The sequence below is a fragment of the Acinetobacter legionensis genome, from assembly GCF_048551735.1.
GTDB lineage: Bacteria > Pseudomonadota > Gammaproteobacteria > Pseudomonadales > Moraxellaceae > Acinetobacter.
Genome location: NZ_JBIMBV010000014.1, coordinates 74,163 through 94,420, shown reverse-complemented (window position 1 = coordinate 94,420; position 20,258 = coordinate 74,163). Strand labels below are relative to the sequence as shown.

22 protein-coding genes are annotated in these 20,258 nt (G+C 36.9%); 13 read left to right on the top strand and 9 right to left on the bottom strand.

The annotated features are described in order from the left end of the window. Nucleotides 1-149: 149 nt before the first annotated feature. Nucleotides 150-1,544, bottom strand: coding sequence for a class II fumarate hydratase (gene fumC / locus ACG9ZL_RS13780; protein WP_419360430.1), 1,395 nt, complete (start codon nucleotides 1,542-1,544; stop codon nucleotides 150-152). Nucleotides 1,545-1,700: 156 nt separating this feature from the next. Then, nucleotides 1,701-2,705 (bottom strand): SDR family NAD(P)-dependent oxidoreductase, encoded by a 1,005-nt coding sequence (locus ACG9ZL_RS13775; RefSeq protein WP_056511042.1) that lies wholly within the window; start codon nucleotides 2,703-2,705, stop codon nucleotides 1,701-1,703. A gap of 69 nt (nucleotides 2,706-2,774) precedes the next feature. Here ACG9ZL_RS13775 and tusD point away from each other — a divergent pair, with 69 nt between their 5' ends. From tusD to ACG9ZL_RS13755, 4 genes are all read left to right on the top strand, one after another. Next, the gene (gene tusD / locus ACG9ZL_RS13770) at nucleotides 2,775-3,143 is read left to right on the top strand and encodes a sulfurtransferase complex subunit TusD (protein WP_004720599.1); all 369 of its coding nucleotides are present in this window, start codon (nucleotides 2,775-2,777) and stop codon (nucleotides 3,141-3,143) included. 43 nt (nucleotides 3,144-3,186) lie between these two features. Continuing rightward, a complete protein-coding gene (locus tag ACG9ZL_RS13765; protein WP_419360427.1) occupies nucleotides 3,187-3,537 on the top strand; it encodes a hypothetical protein in 351 nt (116 codons plus the stop codon). Nucleotides 3,538-3,557: 20 nt separating this feature from the next. Then, nucleotides 3,558-3,842, top strand: a complete 285-nt coding sequence (locus ACG9ZL_RS13760) for a DsrH/TusB family sulfur metabolism protein (RefSeq protein ID WP_239045683.1) — start codon at nucleotides 3,558-3,560, stop codon at nucleotides 3,840-3,842. 102 nt (nucleotides 3,843-3,944) lie between these two features. Then, nucleotides 3,945-4,256, top strand: a complete 312-nt coding sequence (locus ACG9ZL_RS13755) for a TusE/DsrC/DsvC family sulfur relay protein (RefSeq protein WP_004720607.1) — start codon at nucleotides 3,945-3,947, stop codon at nucleotides 4,254-4,256. Between the two features lie 89 nt (nucleotides 4,257-4,345). Here ACG9ZL_RS13755 and ACG9ZL_RS13750 read toward each other — a convergent pair whose 3' ends face one another. The 3 genes from ACG9ZL_RS13750 to ACG9ZL_RS13740 form a co-directional block, all read right to left on the bottom strand. After that, complete coding sequence (locus tag ACG9ZL_RS13750) at nucleotides 4,346-5,644, bottom strand: reprolysin-like metallopeptidase (RefSeq protein WP_419360425.1); 1,299 nt, start codon at nucleotides 5,642-5,644, stop codon at nucleotides 4,346-4,348. 420 nt (nucleotides 5,645-6,064) lie between these two features. Then, entirely contained in the window at nucleotides 6,065-6,544 is a 480-nt protein-coding gene (locus ACG9ZL_RS13745; RefSeq protein WP_336951305.1) for a winged helix-turn-helix transcriptional regulator, read from the bottom strand. A gap of 250 nt (nucleotides 6,545-6,794) precedes the next feature. Further along, a complete protein-coding gene (locus tag ACG9ZL_RS13740) occupies nucleotides 6,795-8,012 on the bottom strand; it encodes an alkane 1-monooxygenase (RefSeq protein ID WP_336951307.1) in 1,218 nt (405 codons plus the stop codon). A gap of 191 nt (nucleotides 8,013-8,203) precedes the next feature. On the opposite strand from ACG9ZL_RS13740, the gene ACG9ZL_RS13735 reads away from it, so the two are divergent. Next, the gene (locus ACG9ZL_RS13735; RefSeq protein WP_336951309.1) at nucleotides 8,204-9,124 is read left to right on the top strand and encodes an AraC family transcriptional regulator; all 921 of its coding nucleotides are present in this window, start codon (nucleotides 8,204-8,206) and stop codon (nucleotides 9,122-9,124) included. 115 nt (nucleotides 9,125-9,239) lie between these two features. Here ACG9ZL_RS13735 and ACG9ZL_RS13730 read toward each other — a convergent pair whose 3' ends face one another. From ACG9ZL_RS13730 to ACG9ZL_RS13720, 3 genes are all read right to left on the bottom strand, one after another. Next, complete coding sequence (locus tag ACG9ZL_RS13730; RefSeq protein WP_419327512.1) at nucleotides 9,240-11,114, bottom strand: SurA N-terminal domain-containing protein; 1,875 nt, start codon at nucleotides 11,112-11,114, stop codon at nucleotides 9,240-9,242. 129 nt (nucleotides 11,115-11,243) lie between these two features. Further along, the gene (gene hbs, locus ACG9ZL_RS13725; protein WP_004720620.1) at nucleotides 11,244-11,516 is read right to left on the bottom strand and encodes a non-specific DNA-binding protein Hbs; all 273 of its coding nucleotides are present in this window, start codon (nucleotides 11,514-11,516) and stop codon (nucleotides 11,244-11,246) included. A gap of 160 nt (nucleotides 11,517-11,676) precedes the next feature. Then, entirely contained in the window at nucleotides 11,677-12,162 is a 486-nt protein-coding gene (locus tag ACG9ZL_RS13720; protein WP_419327510.1) for a phasin family protein, read from the bottom strand. Nucleotides 12,163-12,429: 267 nt separating this feature from the next. On the opposite strand from ACG9ZL_RS13720, the gene ACG9ZL_RS13715 reads away from it, so the two are divergent. The 8 genes from ACG9ZL_RS13715 to fdx all read left to right on the top strand — a co-directional run bounded on the left by ACG9ZL_RS13715 (nucleotide 12,430) and on the right by fdx (nucleotide 18,684). After that, nucleotides 12,430-13,083 (top strand): hypothetical protein, encoded by a 654-nt coding sequence (locus tag ACG9ZL_RS13715; RefSeq protein WP_419360424.1) that lies wholly within the window; start codon nucleotides 12,430-12,432, stop codon nucleotides 13,081-13,083. Nucleotides 13,084-13,233: 150 nt separating this feature from the next. Continuing rightward, nucleotides 13,234-13,707 (top strand): Rrf2 family transcriptional regulator, encoded by a 474-nt coding sequence (locus ACG9ZL_RS13710; RefSeq protein WP_336951317.1) that lies wholly within the window; start codon nucleotides 13,234-13,236, stop codon nucleotides 13,705-13,707. Nucleotide 13,708: 1 nt separating this feature from the next. Beyond that, on the top strand, nucleotides 13,709-14,926 hold the full coding sequence (locus tag ACG9ZL_RS13705; RefSeq protein WP_336951319.1) for an IscS subfamily cysteine desulfurase: 1,218 nt from the start codon (nucleotides 13,709-13,711) through the stop codon (nucleotides 14,924-14,926). A 110-nt stretch (nucleotides 14,927-15,036) separates the two neighbouring features. After that, nucleotides 15,037-15,423, top strand: a complete 387-nt coding sequence (iscU, locus tag ACG9ZL_RS13700) for a Fe-S cluster assembly scaffold IscU (RefSeq protein ID WP_004720629.1) — start codon at nucleotides 15,037-15,039, stop codon at nucleotides 15,421-15,423. Nucleotides 15,424-15,468: 45 nt separating this feature from the next. After that, nucleotides 15,469-15,789 carry an iron-sulfur cluster assembly protein IscA gene (gene iscA / locus ACG9ZL_RS13695; protein ID WP_004720632.1) on the top strand — a complete coding sequence of 107 codons (321 nt, stop codon included), beginning with the start codon at nucleotides 15,469-15,471 and terminating at the stop codon, nucleotides 15,787-15,789. Nucleotides 15,790-15,889: 100 nt separating this feature from the next. Continuing rightward, a complete protein-coding gene (gene hscB, locus ACG9ZL_RS13690; protein WP_336951322.1) occupies nucleotides 15,890-16,405 on the top strand; it encodes a Fe-S protein assembly co-chaperone HscB in 516 nt (171 codons plus the stop codon). Nucleotides 16,406-16,470: 65 nt separating this feature from the next. Beyond that, nucleotides 16,471-18,330 (top strand): Fe-S protein assembly chaperone HscA, encoded by a 1,860-nt coding sequence (hscA, locus tag ACG9ZL_RS13685; protein WP_419360422.1) that lies wholly within the window; start codon nucleotides 16,471-16,473, stop codon nucleotides 18,328-18,330. 15 nt (nucleotides 18,331-18,345) lie between these two features. Beyond that, the gene (gene fdx, locus ACG9ZL_RS13680) at nucleotides 18,346-18,684 is read left to right on the top strand and encodes an ISC system 2Fe-2S type ferredoxin (protein ID WP_336951326.1); all 339 of its coding nucleotides are present in this window, start codon (nucleotides 18,346-18,348) and stop codon (nucleotides 18,682-18,684) included. Nucleotides 18,685-18,785: 101 nt separating this feature from the next. On the opposite strand, the gene ACG9ZL_RS13675 is transcribed toward fdx, so the two are convergent. Then, complete coding sequence (locus ACG9ZL_RS13675) at nucleotides 18,786-20,234, bottom strand: adenylate/guanylate cyclase domain-containing protein (RefSeq protein ID WP_336951328.1); 1,449 nt, start codon at nucleotides 20,232-20,234, stop codon at nucleotides 18,786-18,788. Between the last annotated feature and the right edge of the window lie 24 nt (nucleotides 20,235-20,258).

Genomic DNA, 20,258 nt, shown 5'->3' with positions numbered 1-20,258 from the left:
TAAAAGTGACCATAAAGCTCGGAAGAAACATGGTTAATGCGAGTCCTATAACTCCTCCAAATTCAAAATAAAAAAGCACCTTAAGGTGCTTTTTTAAACGACTGATGCTTTCTCAATAAATCATCAATAGTATAGTCGCTTACAACTCATTATTTCGCGTTTGGACGTACCATTTTTTCAGGTTGTACCACTTCATCAAACTGTTCAGCGGTGACAAAGCCAAGTTCTATCGCGACTTCTTTTAAAGTCTTATCTTCTTTATAAGCCGTTTTGGCAACTTTAGCGGCATTTTCATAACCAATCACTGGATTCAGTGCTGTTACCAACATCAATGAATTATGTAAGAAGTAATCAATTTTTTCACGATTTGGTTCAATACCTACAGCACAGTGTTCATCGAAGCTGTTACATGCATCGCCAAGCAATTGAATCGACTGAACAAGATTATATGCAATCACAGGCATATAAACATTCAGTTCAAAATTCCCCGCTGCACCTGCAAAGTTAATCGTGGTGTCATTCCCCATCACTTGCGCAACCAACATGGTCATTGCTTCACATTGGGTTGGGTTGACTTTACCAGGCATGATGCTTGAACCAGGTTCATTCTCAGGAATACGCAACTCGCCCAAGCCACAACGTGGTCCACTTGCTAACCAACGTATATCATTGGCAATTTTATTTAAACTTGCAGCTAAGGTTTTCAATGAACCAGAAGCAAATACAGCAGCATCACGACCAGCAAGTGCTTCAAACTTATTGGGATTACTTATAAATGGTAACCCCGTCAGTTTGGCTAATTCTTCCGCTGCTTTGTCTGCATATTCAGGATGCGCATTTAAACCTGTACCAACAGCTGTACCACCAAGTGGTAACTCATAGAGCCACACCAAAGCCTGTTGTAAACGTTTTAGTCCATGATCCAGCTGTGAAACATAGCCACTGAATTCCTGACCTAATGTAAGCGGTGTTGCATCCTGTAAATGAGTCCGACCAATCTTAACAATATCGTCAAACGCTTCAGATTTGCGATGTAAAGTGTCTCGTAAACGTTTTACTGCTGGAATAAGCAACTCATTGATTTGTACCGCAGCAGCCACATGAATCGCTGTTGGAAATGAATCATTGGTAGATTGCGCACGATTGACATGATCATTCGGATGCACCGGCTTTTGCGAACCTAATGGATTACCTAATTTTTGATTGGCAATATTGGCAATGACTTCATTACAGTTCATATTACTTTGCGTACCTGAACCTGTTTGCCAAACCACCAAAGGAAATTGTGAATCCCATTTGCCTGAAATTACTTCATCGGCAGCATCGACAATATACTGTGACAGATCATGCGGAATTTGGTTTAAGCTGGCATTGGTTATTGCCGCTGCTTTTTTAACCAGACCCATCGCTCGAATCATCGGGCGTGGCATATGTTCTGTACCAATTTTAAAATTTTCTACGCTTCGCTGAGTTTGTGCGCCCCACATTGCTTCGCTTGGGACTTCAACATCGCCCATTGTGTCATGTTCAATACGTGTTTGCATTTTCAACCTCTTCTTTATCCATATCTTATTTTCAAGTTAAAGCTTGTTTTGACAACATCTGCGTAAAAACACCAGCTTCAGCGAAGCGATTATGCTAAACAAATCAACCAAACATGTAAATGATAATTATTTACAATAATCATCTATTCTGGATTTTTATCGGTTGTTTAAGGTATTTTGATAAAAACGCCATTCATCTTCAATCATTTGTTTAAGCGAGCGCTGTGCTTTCCATTTTAAAAGCTCAAATGCTTTTTGGCTGGTAGATGCAACCTGATCCAGTTCATCTAATTTATACACCGCATCAATTTGATGGATTTGACTCGCCGTAACCTCTTCGATCAAGTGGATCAGGTTTTGTATCGAACAGACAGGACCTGCAATATCAAAACTTTGATAAACATTACCCTGCTCATGTAGCCAAAGAATAGTTGATTTAATTGCTTCACATACGTCAAGAACATGCACAAAGCTACGCTCAGTCGTTTTATCCTCAGTCTCTGAATTACGTTGTACTTCAATTAGATCACGTTGTTGAGCCGCAACTTGTAAAGCCAAAGGAACAACATTTTTAGGTAGTGGTGCAACAAACTCACCCAAGACACCATGCTCAAATGCACCGACGACATTTGAAACCCTTAAAATGGCAATTTTCCATTCTTCATCAGTTTTGAATGTGTCTTTAATGATTTCTTCAATCATTTGCTGAGATTTTATATAAGGATTAGGGTAACTATAATTAAATGCGGTTTGTTCATTCAGCTCTAAACTTGATTGCGCATAAACCATAAGGCTAGAAAGATGTACCAAATTTCTGACACCGGTACGCTGCATCGCGCGTAATAAACTCATAATACAACTGAGATTGTCATTATAATATTCAAGTGGTTTTAGATTTGACTCTTCAATGGACTTAAATCCCGCACAATGCACAACGGTATCTATTGAATATTGTTCAAATACTTTATTTAAAGCGGGAGTATTACGAATATCAATTTTGACAAAGGGAATATACATTCCTGTAATAAATTCTAAGCGCTCTAAGCATTGCAGATTGGCATTGGCTAGATTATCCACAATGACGACCGCTTGCCCTTGAGCTAGCAAACTTAAAACCACATGCGAGCCTATAAAGCCTAAACCACCAGTCACTAAAATCATTGTATACTACCTATCATTATCAAGTTTGAATGTTGCAAACTGTCCATTCTCCAAGTGAATCGCCATCAAATGAGTACTTTATTACTAATCACCGCAGCACCGACTTCAATTCATGCATGGCATGCATTGGGTTTAGCGCAGGCACTGCAAGCTGAAGATCAAGAATTTCGTGTTTTCTTTTATCAAGATGGTGTACAAGTTGCGAACAACTTGCAATGGGTTCCTGACGATCAACGTAATTTATCTGTAGAATGGCAAAAACTCTCCATTCGACTTCCTGTCTGTGTGAGTGCTGCATTAGCGCGGGGGATAACAGATCAAGAGAATGCCAAACGTCACCAAATTCCAGCCGATAATCTTGCAAAAGGTTTTGAGCTTGTGGGTTTAGGCGAACTTGCAGATGCTGTTCAATCTACAGATCGTATCATTCAATTCTAAGTTGATCATCCCATTAGCGTGTTGCATTTAAAAGGTAATTTGTGTGAATACTGTGCTCGTTGTGATAACTCAAGCAAATTTAAATACATTGCAGATACATGAAAGCTTGTCAGCAACCATGGTGCTTGCAACTTTTGGCTGTAAAATCAAAGTGTTACTTAAAGACGCTGGATTAAGCCTACTTAAATCAGAAATGGCTTTTGACCAATTAAATCACGTATTTAAGCTTGCTTCGAATCTAGTCGATAGCTTTGAATTCTATGATTTAACACCAGTTTTAGTAGAAAATATGAATAAATCCTCGAATTTTGTTACTCAATCACAACAAGAGTTGAAATTTGTAGAACTGAATGCTGAATTTATTCAGTCTTTTGATCATGTGTTGTATTGGTAAGCTGTAGATGGAAAGTTCAAATGTCAGATAAAACACTTTATTTAATTCAATCTTCTTTTATACATACAGACCATATATTGAATCAGTTGGATCAACTGTATGGTTCTCATGATCACATTGTTTTAATGGGTGATGCGGTACTGTTTGCAGCAGATCAGCGCTTAACAAACAAACAGAATCTTTATCTTCTTGAAAATGATGCTGAGATTTTATCTGAATCCATTCCTGAAAATTTTAAATCAATTTCTTACCCACAATTTGCACAGCTAGTTTTAGACTTTAGCCGTTGTATCAGTTTAAAATAGTGGGCTAGGTTGTCAATTATCTTCGATTTTTTAAAAATCAATCTTTTATGTTTTGTCGATCAAAAGTTAGATTGTTTAGATTATTTTTGTTTAGGTTGTTTTATGAGCTTTGAGTTAGACCAAGATGGTCATTTAGTAGATTACACCATTTGGAATGAACAGGTTGCCCAAGAGTTGGCACAAAGTTTAGATCTACAACTGACCTCATGGCATTTTGAAGTGTTGCATGCAGTACGTCAATTTTATACCCAGTTTGGCCACTCTCCTGCGACTCGTCCACTGATTAAATTTTTAATGAAAACGATCAATCCAGCAATTGATAATGCTGTTCTACAAGACAAGTTTAATACAGGACTGGTTGCCCGCCATTTAAGCCGTTTGGCAGGTATCCCTAAACCTGCAAATTGTTTGTGATCACTCCATAAAAATTGATTCGTTTAATTCAATATGAGATCAAACCCATCAATATAGCGAGTAAATATCTAAACTGGCAATAGCATAAATTATTTCACTTTCTTCCTGAGCAAATCCCATTGGTATTTGAAAAAATATTTTAGTGTTTGATTTGGATTGACTGCAGTTTTATTTTTTAAATTTACGCCATCCGAATGATCATAATCTAAAAAATTAGCTGTAGTACCCTGTATAAATTGAAAGCTCGATCCTTTGGCTGTAATTTTCTGTGATTCAAACAAATGATCTAATCCAAAACGATGCCCTAATTCATGTACCACGACTTGATTAAATATATTTTGAGGACAGTTAAATAAAGTAACGCTGTCACCACCAGCACCAACTGCATTCTTTATTTCTACAGTTGTGACGAAAACATAATTTTTAGTCGCTAAGTTTTTATCTTGATATTTTTTATAAAACTTAGTTAAGTCACTTAAAAAATAACCCGTGTCATTTATATTTAATTTATTCAAAGATATATTAACATCATCGTCTTTGCTACGATATTTGTTTAAATCAAATGTTGGGGCATTTTTTATTTCTACATTAATTAAAGCTTGGTTAAATGAGTTATGCTTTAAAAAATTTTCATAATCATGTGAACGGCTTGGTTTTTTTCCATCAGTTATAACGTCTACAAAGATAACTGATATAGTAGGAATCACAGCATTATGATAAAGCATTAGCTTCCCAACTTTCTCTTGGGTCTCTCCTTTTATTGCTGTTACAATGATTTCTTCATGTTTTTGCAAAGCACCTGTGCACTTAATATTCACTATTTCTGAAGCTAAATAATAAATCTCTTCTTCTCTTTTAGTATCTTCGCCTAAATCTCGCGTCATTTTTTTGGCGTAAATAAAATCTTCGACACTGAACTCTGCTGGTTCAATAATAATATTCGGATTTGAAACTTCAAACTTAATCTTTGTTCCATCATTTTTTAATGAAAAATTATTTTCTGAATCTAATAGTCTCAACTCTAAATTAAGCCTAACCCCTTGATTGACAGGGTTAGAACTATTGTTATCCTCCTGTGAGCTTGGGTACATTGCTAACCATCCAGGGATATATTCTGTGCCAAATGGGCTAATTTTGGTAATTTGGTCTTGAGTATATGTCGCTTTTAATGATTGTATCGAACCACTGACTAAAGCAACTTTGTTTCCAAATTTTGTTGCTGCATTCGGTCTATAGTTGGTTAATTTTTTAAAGTATTCAGGTCTGTACCAATCAAAACCATAACTTCCATCATATATGTTATCTTCACATCTTCGAAAATGAATCGTAAACTTCTGTAGGCACGTATCACAAGTACTTCCGACTGTTGGGCTTGAACCAATTCCCATTCGATTACTCCATATTAAATATTTTATAAATTATTAAAATTTTGCATCAGTTAAATAAGTATATAAAAGTGAATGACTTGATCAAAATTATCTGTTTAAAAAATCGCTCTATTCTTTATCAAGCAATAATCCTTATTTTCTAAACTAAGATTACAGTTACTGTTTTTCATACTTTTACTTATTAATTTAAATTATATATTTTTTAAATTGAACAATCACATATTTTATATCTTGTTAACAAAAATCAAAAAACAATATAAGTAATTAAAAGTTCAAATTACTTGCAACGCTTCATCTAAACATTCTCACAAACACTTAAGATAATGAGTGCACCTGCTTTTAGATTTTTATGATATTTACCAACAACTTAATCTAAAATTAATTCATGATAAATATTAAAAATCATCTAAGGAATAGCAATCAAGCTAATTTTTTCTGCGCTAAGTATTGGAAAAACGCAGACGTAACGATTGGCTTCACCTGTCTCGCATTCACAGCCTGCTGACATTCTGAACATACCAATATCGGAGTAAACTCATGTCCACAGACGCTATGTTGATACACCATAGGCGCACCCAGCCCCTCATCCATCCATTTATCCGCCCATGCCACCATGGTTAATAAAATAGGATATAGATCTAAACCCTTATCAGTTAAGCGATATTCATAACGCTCTTGTCGATCTACATAAGCCACTTTAACCAATATTTCATGCTCAACCAAACGTTTTAGGCGTTCAGACAATACATGTCTTGTCACACCTAAATTTTCTTGAAAATCATCAAAACGACGTAAACCCATAAAAGCATTACGTAAAATAAGCATGGTCCATCGATCACCCAATACAGATAATGTACGCGCAATTGAACACGGTTGATTGCCTATTTCTTCCCATTTCATACGAAGTTCCAAATTACATTTGTAAATTTAAAATACCATTAATGAATACTATGAAATAAACAGAAAAAGAAAGATAGTATTTCAGGGATTTTTTTTACATTCATTGAAATTGAGTTACAAGTGCTTATGCTTTAACAAGGATGACTCACAACTAAAAGTAGCGTTAGTCAACATTTAAAATGCTGGGATATTTTTTAATGCTCAAAAACAATAAAAGCCCAATTCTGGGCTTTTATCTTAAAATTAAATTTTATTTATTCAACAATTTGTCCACGACCCCAAATTTTTTGAAAATGTTTGCTCGGCGTTTTGGATAAATACTGGCCTTATTTAAATCACCCTTGTAATGATCAAATACCCGCTTATCCATGATTTTAAACCACCACGACGGGATCATCGCTGGCAACAGCATACTTGCATAACCGCTTGGCAATTCAGGTGCTTCATCAAAGTGACGTAACGCTTGGAATGGGCGTGTCGGAAAGGCATGATGGTCTGAATGACGTTGTAACTGATACAAGAATAAATTCGTTACGATGTTGTTATTGTTCCAACTATGCTCAGGCATTGTGCGTTCATATTTGCCATTTTCATCTTTTTGGCGCAACAAACCATAATGCTCAATATAATTAATGATCTCAAACAACGTAATACTATAAGCTGATTGAGTTACCAAATAAGGCAAAATACCTTTACCGAATAACCCAACCATAGATGAATGGAATGCTGCGGTCATTGTCCAGCCTTGCAATAACTCATTATCTTTAGACCAAAATCCAAGGCCCTTACGTTTAAGACGATTGGTTTCAATTTCAATCGCTGATTTAAATGAACCAATGACGGTACGTGGTAAAAACTCATAAAGCGTTTCACCCATTTGCGATGAAGCTGGATCTTCAGGTGTAGCAGCGCGTTTATGGTGTCCATAAGGATGTTCGATACGGAAATGGTTATAACCTGATGGAACCAATGCTAAATGCGATAAAATATGATCCATACGGTCATGCTTATGGCTTAACTCATGTGCTGTGTTAATAGCAATACCATTAATTGCACCCATTGAGACACCAAGCAAAATCTTATCTAAAAGAGATGTTTGTTTACGTCCAACCAAATAACATGCATAAACATTGGCGACATATTGGATCGGAATAAAGGATTTGACCAAACGTGAATAATACGGATCTTGCTCAAGTAATTTTACATCTTCACTGGTCGGATTGTTTTTATCCTTACCAATCAATGAATCTATGGCTGGAATAATCACATGCAGTACAAGTGGCCCACCCAATGCAAAAACTTTTTTCAGTGGCTTAGGTGCAACATGATATCCCGCTAAAATTCCTAACCCAATCACGGGAAGTGATGGGCTAATCATCCAAAGATAACGCTTTTTATCAAGTGCCAAACCTGACTTTGGTTTTAATTCTTGCAATTGCTGCTCTGTCAGTTGAACTGGTGCATTCATGGCTATATCTTCCCTATCTTTCTACTTAGTTATATATTTATGTAAAATTCAACTTAAAGACAGTTGTAAGCGTCCATAAAACCTATGAAAAAGTCTTTGGCATCTTCAACATAGAGTTTGTCCTTTGCGCACATGTTTTAATAGCATGAAACATTTTTATTATTTGAGAACAGGAAATTTGAACTGAATCTATGGATGCTTTAAGTAAAATTTTTGATGATATTCATCTCAACCATTCAGAATATATTTACCTTCAAGCTCAAGGTGATTGGTCATTTCAGAGCCCAAAACAAGATGCCGTGATCGCGCATATTGTTCTGTATGGAAATGCTTATTTAGAATTTTCACCCAAAATGAATGTTGCACTACAAACCGGTGATATGTTTTTAATTCCAGCAGGTTTAGCACATACTGTAAAAAATCACTTAGACACGCAGTTGGTTAAAAGCCTAAATATAGAATCACTCTTTGATGGATTAAGACAAGACGCAATTGAATTTGGTCAAGGAAGTTCTGAGAAGACATTAATCCTCTCTGTACGTTGCCATATGAATGCAATCATGGCTCGCCCATTGATCAATGCACTCCCACCATATTTGCATATTCAAAATGCCTTGAGTGATGAGGCGCCTGAATGGCTTAAAATTGGATTATATTTTGTTTCTGCTGAAACGCGTAGAACTATAGCGGGAAAAAATAAAATTATGGATCATGTCGTCAGTATTTTGATGATTGAGTGTGTGCGTGACTATATTGAGCAAATGCAAGATCACAATAACTGGTTAAATGCCCTCGTACATCCAGAACTTTCAAATGCACTAGCAGCCATCCACAGTCGCCCAGAACAGAGTTGGACCGTAGAAAGCTTAGCTGAAACTTGTTGTATGTCACGTTCTAAATTTGCCAGCTTATTTAATCAAATTATTGGTGAAACACCTTTAGCTTATTTGCAACAGCATCGCTTACGTCTTGCCAGTCAGTTGATCAAACAAGGACAACTGCCTATTCAACAGATTGCCCACCAAGTGGGATATTCATCTGAAACTGCATTTAGCCAGGCGTTTAAGAAACAATTTGAACTTAGCCCAAGCCAATATCGCAATCAGATCTAAAAAAGATTAAAGACATACGCTAATCAGATCTGACTGATATAGCTCCTGTACTAATTTTATATTTAATTTCACATAAAAAAAGCGCCGAGGCGCTTTTTTTATCCAAGAAGATCAATTATTTAATTTTTGCTTGTGATTTTAAATAACGCGAATAATCATCTAATAATTGTTCACCACGGAACTTCTGATACATTTGCGTAAGTTGTTGAATTTCAGCTGGATCCATCTGAGCAGTGTCTACTTTTTTCACATTCGCTACAGCCACAACAACTAACTCATTTGGTAGCTTGGCAGTGCTGACAGACCACATGCCTGCTTTAGGTACTGGCTGGCTAAAGGCAACACGCTCGATCTCACGCTTAAGGCCTTGTGAACGCGTAAATGTTCCCGCATGGACAAAATTAGATTGGTATTTCGCAGTAACTTCTTGAGCTGGTAATTTTTTGAAATCCGCAATCATGGCATTTAATTTTGCATGGGCAGCATCGAACGCTTTTTGTTCAATCAATTGTGCTTTTACACGTGCAGTTGCTTGCGCTAGAGGTTGTATACCTGCTGGGTGATACTTACGAACTTTAACCCATACCACATCGCCGTTGGCAGTTTGGATGTTACTTGAAGCCGTCGTATTTCCGCTTTTCACATCTTCATTAAATAATTTAGATTTAACAGCAGGATCAGCAAGAACTGGATTGGTTGTCGTTAAATTCACATTATTCGCAGATTGAATTTGAACTGTCTTAACTGCTTGTGAAACTACATCCAATGCATCACTGTTAACCACTTGCTCATTTAAACTATTTACAGTGTCAGAGAAATAGTTAGCAGATTTATTCTTTAAAACCTCAGCAGTCAATTCAGCTTTTTTTGAATCAAACGATGGTACTGAATCTACGGGTGTATTCACTTCAATCAAGTGATAACCGAATTGAGTTTTAACAGGCTTAGAGACTTGACCATTGCTTGTTGAATTCACAGCTTTATCAAAATCATCACCAAAGGCACCTGGCGCATAGGCAGCAAGTGCACCACCTTTCGCCTTAGAATCAGGATCTTCTGAATATTGCGCAGCAGCTTGAGCAAATGACATACCTGCCTGAATTTTTGCATACACTTCATTTGCAAGTGTCGCAGCTTGCTCAGGCGTACGAGAATCAGTTGTAATCAGGATATGTTTAACATCTCGTTTCAAACCTTGCTTATATTTTTCTGTAAACTGTGAATATGCCTGTTGTAATTCAGCATCAGTCACTGCAGCATTTGGCTGTGTCAATGCCGCAGGGCTTAACACCACATAATCCACATCCACTGAAGCAACTTGTTTGAACTTATTTTGATGCTTGTTGTAATAATCAGTAATTTCCTGATTGGTCACATTAACGTTGGTTTTATAGTCATCAAGTTTAACGCTTGATAAAAATAATTCACGTTGTTCAGATTGCAGATTGGCAATTTGTTGGATATCTAATTTACTAATCAATGCATTATCTGAAATTGTAGAACTTAGAATGCTTAAAGCAAAATCTTGGCGAATATTTTGGATAAATGCTTGGCTTGTTAAACCCTGTGAACGTAAATAGTTTGCATACAATGTATTGGAAAACTTACCATTTTCCTGAAAGGCAGGAATTTGCGCAATTTTCTGTTCAATTTGAGCATCGCTCAAAGTCACACCCAATTTATCAGCTTGCTGTCTTAAAAGACTTTGACTAATCAGATAATCAAGTGCTTTATTTGCAATAAATTCTTTATTCAATAATGATTCATCCCCATGAACAGCAGGATTTGCCAATAATTGATCTGTATAGCCTTTTGTAACCGTTTCTAACTCTTTTTTAGAAATATCTTGACCATTAACAGTTTTAGCTACGTCTGCTTTTTGCCCACCGCTGAAATAGCCTTCAATACCAACCACAGCAAATGGCGCTAAAAATAACACAAGGAGAACTTTACCAAACCAGCCCCTTATGAGAGTGCGAAACGATTCCATGAGTATTCCAATATTATATTTCGTAAGGATTCTAACTGAAATTGTGAAATGAATGAACGAGCAATCACTGATAATTTAATATATTTCATAAAAAACGCGCCACGAAGGCGCGCTTTCAATAAGCTCAGATTAAGCTACTGAGTCTTTTAAGCCTTTACCAGCTTTAAAGCTAGGTACTTTGCTTGCTTTAATCTGAAGCTCTTCACCAGTTTTAGGGTTACGGCCAGTACGAGCAGCACGGTCTTTAACACTGAATGTGCCAAAGCCGACTAAAGTCACTGTATCGCCTTTTTTAAGCGCTTCACCAATTGAAGCAATAGTCGCATCTAATGCTTTACCAGCATCGGATTTTGACAATCCCCCTTTTTCTGCAATCGCATCGATTAATTCTGATTTATTCATGAAGATTACGTCCTCTTATATCGTTTGTTTAAGTTCCAAGGCTGTAGATCAAAGGCCATGACGACTTTATAGCAATGCTTTGGGGGGAAACGCAAGACTCCAAACCCGCTTTTCACAAAAATTACGACTAAAATTTACGATTTTTTTGGATTAAAGGTAATTATTTCATTTTTTTTAGCAATTGTTCACGTAAGTTTTGGTTATCTTCTGCTAGCGCATCAACCTTATTGTGGAGTTCCAGTATCAAACTTTCCAAATGCTGAAGATCTTTCGCAGTTACCAAACCGATTCTATTTAATGAATGATTTACACTCTGATCTAAAAGCTTTTCAACCTTATCTTTGGTTTCTGCAACAGATTCTTTGGTTTTTTCAGTTACTTTATTGACTGTTTGATCAGTGACTTCAACTGTCTTGGACTCCAGCTCCTCCCCCACTTTGACTAAGGAATCGAATAGTTTGTTGCCCTCTTCTTCCGCTCTTGAGAACGCTCCCAATCCAGCCAACCAGATTTGTTTTGTATATTTTCTGAAATCTAATGCTGACTTTTTATGATTTCTAGGCTTTATTTGAGATTCATTAAATTCATTTTGATCTTGGTAAAGATCAGGTTGTTCCTTGTTACTCTTTTTCATATCTTGCTCCATTTACCCCAAACTCCAGCGTGTAATGACCCATATGACCAAATTAGGTAGAAAATATTGCTATATTATCAAATAAAACTATTGAACCTTTTGCTAAACTGTTCTACAAAGCAAAGTAATTGTTTTTAATGTTAAGGAACACTTGGCAATTCGACAATGCTTATTAAGATAATTTTTATATCATTGTTGAAATATTGTGTTTCATGTCATGGATGAGATTGTTTTATTTTTTAGAGATCGGACTCTCTGTTTTTGCTATAGGAATTTTTTATGAATGAATCGCAACAAAAGCAAGGTCATTCTCGTTTGTTGCTAAACATTGTCATGATTATATTGGAAACCATTTATTCTTTTGTATTAAAGCATGATCGTGTTGTTCGCTTACAGGCAAAAAAATTCGTCGAACAGCAGATTACAATTAAAATGAATAGCTATATTCCTTATTTTGACTTTTATGTTCAATTTACAGATCGTGGTATTCTTTTTGATTTACAGCCTCCAGAAAAAGCCATTGACCTTTCTGTGAGTAGTACACTTATCGATTTCATCCAAATATTTGTCTTTGCTAATCGTCGTAGCATGAAAAAAATGCGCCTGGATGGCGATAACCTCCTCAAGGAACAGTTTCGTGATCTCGTTGTACACTTAACTGCACCTAAATTGCTTTCAGACTGGAAGCAATGGCTAACCAATCCAGATGATGATAGCCAGACAAAAGCATCAAAAAAACGCATTGCCCCTTTGCTTGAAAAGATTGATCAGCAACGTTCTAAGATCAATACACTTCAAGTTGAAGTAAAACAATATCAAAATCGTGTTAAACGCTTGCAGCGCAACCAACAAAGTTTATATACGGCTTTAGGCGTATTGGGCTTTCTATTTATAGCATTAGTCGTGTATAATCTTTGGCAAATATTTTCATAAAACTTGAACAAAAATTGAAATTTACCCGCATTTTTTGTTCAAGTAATAAATTCTGACTAAATTAGTCAGAATTAAAATTAAAAATACTTGACTATTTTAGTCAGGATTCATAAAATTCATACATCTAGTCTAAAACATGTGTATCGAATCATGCGCCTAACTACTCGCGGTCGCTATGCAGTGACTGCACTACTTGACTTAGCACTGCAGCCACCTGAACAAACGATTACGCTTGCAGAAATTGCAAACCGCCAAACGATATCTGTCGCTTATCTTGAACAATTGTTCGCTAAGCTTAAGCGTCACGGCTTAGTTTCAAGTGTTCGTGGAGCAAATGGCGGTTATCACTTAGCGCGCCATGCTGAAGAAATTACTGTCTTAGAAATTATTGAAGCTGTAAATGAAACTGTCGATGCGACACGTTGTGACCACAAAGGCAATTGCCAAAATGGTGCAATGTGTTTAACTCACGATTTATGGCAAGAACTCTCTCTCCATATTGCCGATTATTTAGCTAAAATCACCCTTGCGGATTTAGTCGCTCGTGACAATGTACAAACCGTTGCGGTCCGTCAAAATTCAGCACCTCTTGATTCAGCCCTTTTATCGGTTACAGGTATTTGACATGAAACGTCCGATTTATCTTGACTATGCAGCAACTACGCCTGTTGATCCTCAAGTAGCAGAACGCATGATGGAGTGTTTAACCTTTGATGGTACATTCGGTAATCCTGCTTCTCGCTCACATGCTTATGGATGGCAAGCTGAAGAAAAAGTTGAATATGCACGTGAACAAGTCGCAAATTTAGTAAAAGCTGATCCACGCGAAATTGTATGGACTTCAGGTGCTACTGAATCTGATAACCTTGCCCTTAAAGGTGTTGCTCAGTTTTATGGTTCTAAACGCAAACACATCATCACAAGTAAAATTGAACATAAAGCAATTTTAGATACTTGTCGTGAATTAGAAGAAGAAGGTTTTGAGATTACTTATCTTGAACCTGAACCTAAAACCGGTTTAATTACACCAGAAATGGTTCAAGCTGAACTTCGTCCAGATACGCTACTTGTTTCATTGATGATGGTGAACAATGAAATTGGTACTGTGACAGATGTTGCTGCAATTGGTGAGTTAACACGTGCCAATAAAACTTATTTCCATGTAGATGCAGCACAAGCTGCGGGTAAAGTTGAAATCGATCTTTCTACCATGAAAGTTGATTTGATGAGCTTCTCAGGTCATAAGGTTTATGGACCTAAAGGCATTGGTGCTTTATTTGTACGCCGTAGCCCACGTGTTCGTATCAAAGCACAAATTCATGGTGGTGGCCATGAACGAGGTATGCGCTCAGGTACACTTGCAACCCATCAAATCGTCGGTATGGGTGAAGCATTTGAACTTGCTGGAAAATCTTTACAAGCTGAACAAACACGTTTACGTGTACTGCGTGACAAACTTTGGAACGGTTTACAGGATTTAGAACAAGTCTTCTTAAATGGCCACCCTGTATACAATGTTGCAAACTACTTAAATGTTAGTTTCAACTTTGTTGAAGGTGAATCATTGATGATGGCGTTAAAAGATGCTGCTGTATCTTCTGGTTCAGCATGTACATCTGCAACACTTGAACCTTCTTACGTACTTCGTGCCCTCGGCCTTTCTGACGAGTTAGCACATAGTTCAATTCGTTTTAGCTTTGGTCACTATACGACTGAAGAAGACATTGATCATGTAATTAAGATTACTAAAGCTGCTGTTGAGAAATTGCGTGAGCTTTCTCCGCTTTGGGATATGTACAAAGAAGGGATCGACTTAAGTTCAGTTGAATGGGCTGAACATTAAGTTCCTTGAAATCAAAACGCGGCATTTTATTGAAAATCAGTAAAATGCCACCAAATTAGATTGTAGAAATACATATTATCAACGCTGACCCCGAGGTTTGGAGAAGCAACATGGCTTATAGCGAAAAAGTAATAGATCATTACGAAAATCCTCGTAATGTAGGTGTTTTGGATAAAAATGCAGAAAATGTTGGTACAGGCATGGTGGGTGCACCTGCATGTGGTGATGTAATGCGTTTACAAATCCAAGTGAATGACAGTGGTGTAATTGAAGAAGCTCGCTTTAAAACTTATGGCTGTGGCTCAGCAATTGCGTCTAGTTCACTCGTAACTGAATGGTTAAAAGGTAAAACGCTTGACGAAGCACAGGCGATTAAGAACATCGATATCGCAACTGAACTTGCACTTCCTCCTGTAAAAGTACACTGTTCTGTGCTTGCAGAAGACGCAATTAAAGCTGCTGTTGAAGATTACCGTAGCAAGAAAACTAAAGCCTAGTATCTGTTCGTCAAATTTAGCAGATGATTTTTTAACGGAGTTTTCATGATCAATCTAACTGAAAATGCTGCAACTCATATCAGCAATTACTTAAAGAATCGCGGTAAGGGTGAAGGTATTCGTCTTGGTGTGAAAACTTCAGGCTGTTCTGGCTTAGCTTATGTACTTGAGTTTGTTGATAATATCGATACGCATGATCAAATGTTCGAACAGTTTGGTGTAAAAGTTTTTGTAGATCCAAAAAGTTTGGTTTATCTCGATGGTATGGAAATGGACTATGTTAAAAATGGTCTAAATGAAGGCTTCGAGTTTAACAACCCAAATAAAAAAGGTGAATGTGGCTGTGGTGAATCTTTCACTGTATAATCCGCCCTGCTTTTTCTCATGTTAAAACAGTGTCTTGCACTGTTTTAATCACATTTAATTACACCGTTTTCCTGTAAAACATCGTGGATGAGTATCCCCAATGAGTCATTTTGAGTTGTTCGATCTCCCAGAAGCACTCGATATTGATTTAGCGATATTAAAAGCTAATTTCCTAAAACTACAACAGCAATATCATCCTGATAAAGCTGAAAATAAAGACAAAGCTTTGATTAAATCAAGTGAAATTAATCAGGCATATAAAACTTTATCCAATGTAGACAGTCGTGCTGCTTATCTACTTTCACTCAAAAAGCAAGATCATCACTTAGATCAATCGATTAGTGATTTTGAGTTCCTTCAGTCTGCTTTAGAAATTCGTGAGCAGCTTGATGAAGCAACTAATACCGAACAGTTGCATTCTTTAAAAAAAGAAGTGCGACAATGGATTGATGGCTTAGTTCGTGAATTCAAAATTGATTTTGAGGATGAAGATTGGGCTGAAGCGCGTGACACTGTGCGAAAGTTACGCTTTTTTCAAAAAGTCATGAATGATATCGATAAAGCTGAAGATCAGCTTTTAGATGATGAAGATTTTAATTTAGATGATGATTTCTAAATTTTAGCTTTGAATATATGTTTTAACCGAATTTGTTTTTAGTATTTATTTTAAGGATGTGACAAATGGCACTCTTGCAAATTGCTGAACCAGGACAATCAAGTGCGCCACACGAACACCGTATTGCAATTGGTATCGACTTAGGGACAACCCATTCTCTAGTTGCTACGGTATTATCAGGCAAAGCCAAAGTGCTGAACGATGAGCAAGGTCGTGTGTTACTTCCTTCTATTGTACATTATTCTAAAAATTCAACCGAATACGGCGATGCAGCAAAACCATTCATCACTGCTGACCCTAAAAATACCATTGTTTCTGTTAAGCGCTTTATGGGCCGTTCCAAAGCGGATGTTAAATTTCAACATCCATACACACTTGTTGGTGCTGAAAATGAAATGCCAGCTTTTGAAACAGCTAAGGGGCGTAAAACACCAGTAGAAATCTCCGCAGAAATTTTAAAACAACTTAAAGACCGCGCTGAACAAAGCTTAAGCAACCCTGTAAATGGGGCTGTTATTACTGTTCCAGCTTACTTTGATGAAGCACAACGTCAAGCTACAAGAGATGCAGCTGAGCTTGCTGGTTTAAATATATTACGCCTACTCAATGAACCAACAGCTGCGGCTGTTGCATATGGCTTGGATCAAGAGAGTAACCTAACAACAGATCGTAACTATGTCATTTATGATTTAGGTGGCGGTACATTTGATGTGTCTATTTTACGCTTTTCTCAAGGTGTGTTTGAAGTTTTAGCCACAGGCGGTCATACAGCACTGGGCGGCGATGACTTAGATCGTCTTATTGTTAAGTGGGCAAAAAAACAACTCAATATTGAAGTTTTAGATGATGCAGAATATGCGCACTTTATTGTTTCTGCGCGCAAAGCCAAAGAAGCATTAAGTGATGCAACATCGGTTGATATTAAAGTTCTGACACATCACCTCACTTTAGATCGCACAACATTTGAAGAAATCATTCAAGTGGCATTAGATAAAACGATCAATGTATGTAAACGTGTCATGCGTGATGCAAAACTTGAACTCGATGATATTCAAAATGTAGTTCTTGTTGGTGGATCAACTCGCTCTTATGCTGTACAGAAAGTCGTGCGTGAAGTATTTAAGCAAGAGCCACTTTGTACTATTAATCCTGATGAAGTTGTAGCGATTGGCGCTGCCATCACTGCAAATCAGCTCATTGGGAACTCTAAAGATGGCTCATTACTTTTAGATGTTACTCCGCTGTCATTAGGTTTAGAAACCATGGGTGGTTTGATTGAACGTTTAATTTCACGTAATACAGCAATTCCTGTTGCACGTCGTCAAGAATTCACCACATATCAAGATGGTCAAACTGCGATGTTAATCCATGTCTTGCAAGGTGAACGTGACTTAGTTGAACATTGCCGAAGCTTAGGCCGTTTTGTATTGCATGGTATTCCACCAATGACTGCGGGTCAGGCACGTATTGAAGTTACTTTTCAAGTCGATGCTGATGGTTTACTTACTGTTTCGGCCAAAGAAACTACATCAGGGGTCAATGCTCAAATCGACATTAAACCTTCTTATGGTTTATCTGAGACAGATACTGAACGTTTACTTTTAGACGGTTATAAATTTGCTGAAGAAGATAAAAATCTTCGCCATCTCAATGAAACCAAAGTCGAAGCTCAACGTGAACTTGAAGCTTTAACACAAGCGTTAAAGGTGGATTCTAAACTTCTCAGCACTGAACAACTGACTGCGCTCACTCAAGCGGCTGAAGCCTTAAAAACTGAGCTTGAAACGAACGATATCAAATTAATTGAACATGCTGTTGAACAGTTAAAAACTTATAGCGATGCCTTTGCAGCAGAACGTATGAATCAACACATTGATCATGCACTCAAAGGCACCAAACTTGATGATTGGTCTAACTCAAACTAATTTAAGGTAACGACTATGCCACGTATTAAAGTACTACCTCATGCAACGATTTGTCCAAACGGTGCTGAGTTTGAAGTTAAACCAAATGCCAATCTATGTCAAAGCCTGCTTGATAATGGTATTAAAATCGAACATGCCTGTGACATGTCTAAAGCATGTACCACTTGCCATGTAATCGTACGCAAAGGCTTTGATGAGCTTGAAGAAATGGATGATATTGAAGCCGATTTACTCGATCGCGCTTGGGGCTTAGAACCCGATTCGCGTCTGTCTTGCCAAGTTAAAATTACTGATGAAGATATGGAAGTTGAAATTCCAAAGTATACGATTAACCATGCTTCTGAAAACCACTAAGTTGCTTTTCATATAGACATAAAAAACCACTCTTTATGAGTGGTTTTTTATGTCTAAGCAATTTTTAATGGCTTAGGCATTTCATTTAATATTTAATAATTTTACAAATAATTTGAGTTCACTTCATCTTCAATATTAAGCTTTGCAACGCCTTGAGAGTTGGTAAGTTTTTGCTGAACCTTAATCCGTTCTACCATTTTTTCTAATACTTCAACCAGCTCAGGATATTCAAAGTTTTGTACTTCTTCTAAATTCAGCACTAGGTGGAAGCCTTTATACTCATAATCAAACCATTGCTGATTTTCATTCTTGGTTGCAGAGTATTTTTCCATCACTTGCCAAGTGCGCACCTTACCTTGAATCCCTTTCAGCTCAATCGGAGTTTTTGGTGCACAAAGATAATCATTTTTAATCAGCTTATAGGTTTCGTCTGAAACCAAAATTTCATCTATATCCGCAGCATATTGCAAACGCGCTGCTAAATTAGCATCTCGACCAACAATGGTATAGGCCATGCGATGTACAGCACCATAGTTTCCGACGTGACAATAACCTGTACTTACCCCCATTCGAATATGTAAAGCTGCATAGCCCATTTTCACCCAACGTTCACGAAGAAATTTCATCTGCTGACGCATTGCAATTGCCATATCAATACAGTTTTTCGCATCCTGCTCTACCCCTTGTGAATCAGGATCGCCAAAGAAAATCAGGATTGCATCCCCCATAAACTTATCAATGGTTGCACCATATTGCTTGGCAATTTCAGTCATATGACTTAAATAATCATTTAATACAAAGGCCAAATCATCTGGAATCAAAGTTTCTGATAGCTCAGTAAATCCTTGAATATCAGAAAAGAAAACTGTAATTTTTTTACGTTTATATTCAATTTTTGCTTCAGTATCGCCGCGCATAATCGCTTGCCAAAGCTGTAATGGCGCATAACGACTGAGTTGATTTGACAACTCAATATAGCGATTCATTTCATTAAAATAGGTGTTTTTCTTTGTTTCTACACTTTTGATACGACGATTTTGATAATAATTTCCAATATTTACAAACAAGATGATACTAATAAAAGAAAGAACGGATAGTTCAGGGCTAGTTTGCTGAAAATAATCATAAAAACCAAAGATAAAAATAATATTGGTATAAAACACAACAAAGGCAATTAAAATTGCCAGAGAGCCCATCATAAAAGAAATTTTATTATTAATCGCAGTATAAATCAGGGCAAATAACAATACAAAAGTCACCACCAGACTTAAATGAACAGCAGCCAATGCTGTAGAAACAACAATGATATCAATTAAAAAATAGACATTTTTTCGAATTTTAGAACCATATGAATATTCCAGCCAGCGTGATAACTTAGGACTGATAATAAAAATAAAGCCAATGAAAAAAGGCACGTAAAATTGATAACTTGCAATTGGGGAAGTGAAATAATAAACCATAACCAACAAAGCAATGATTAAGTACCCCATAAATCGCTGGAATATTTCAAATTGCTTTGGTTCTTTATCTAACATACGTTCAAATGGCAAAATATTTTACCTCGAATGTCATTT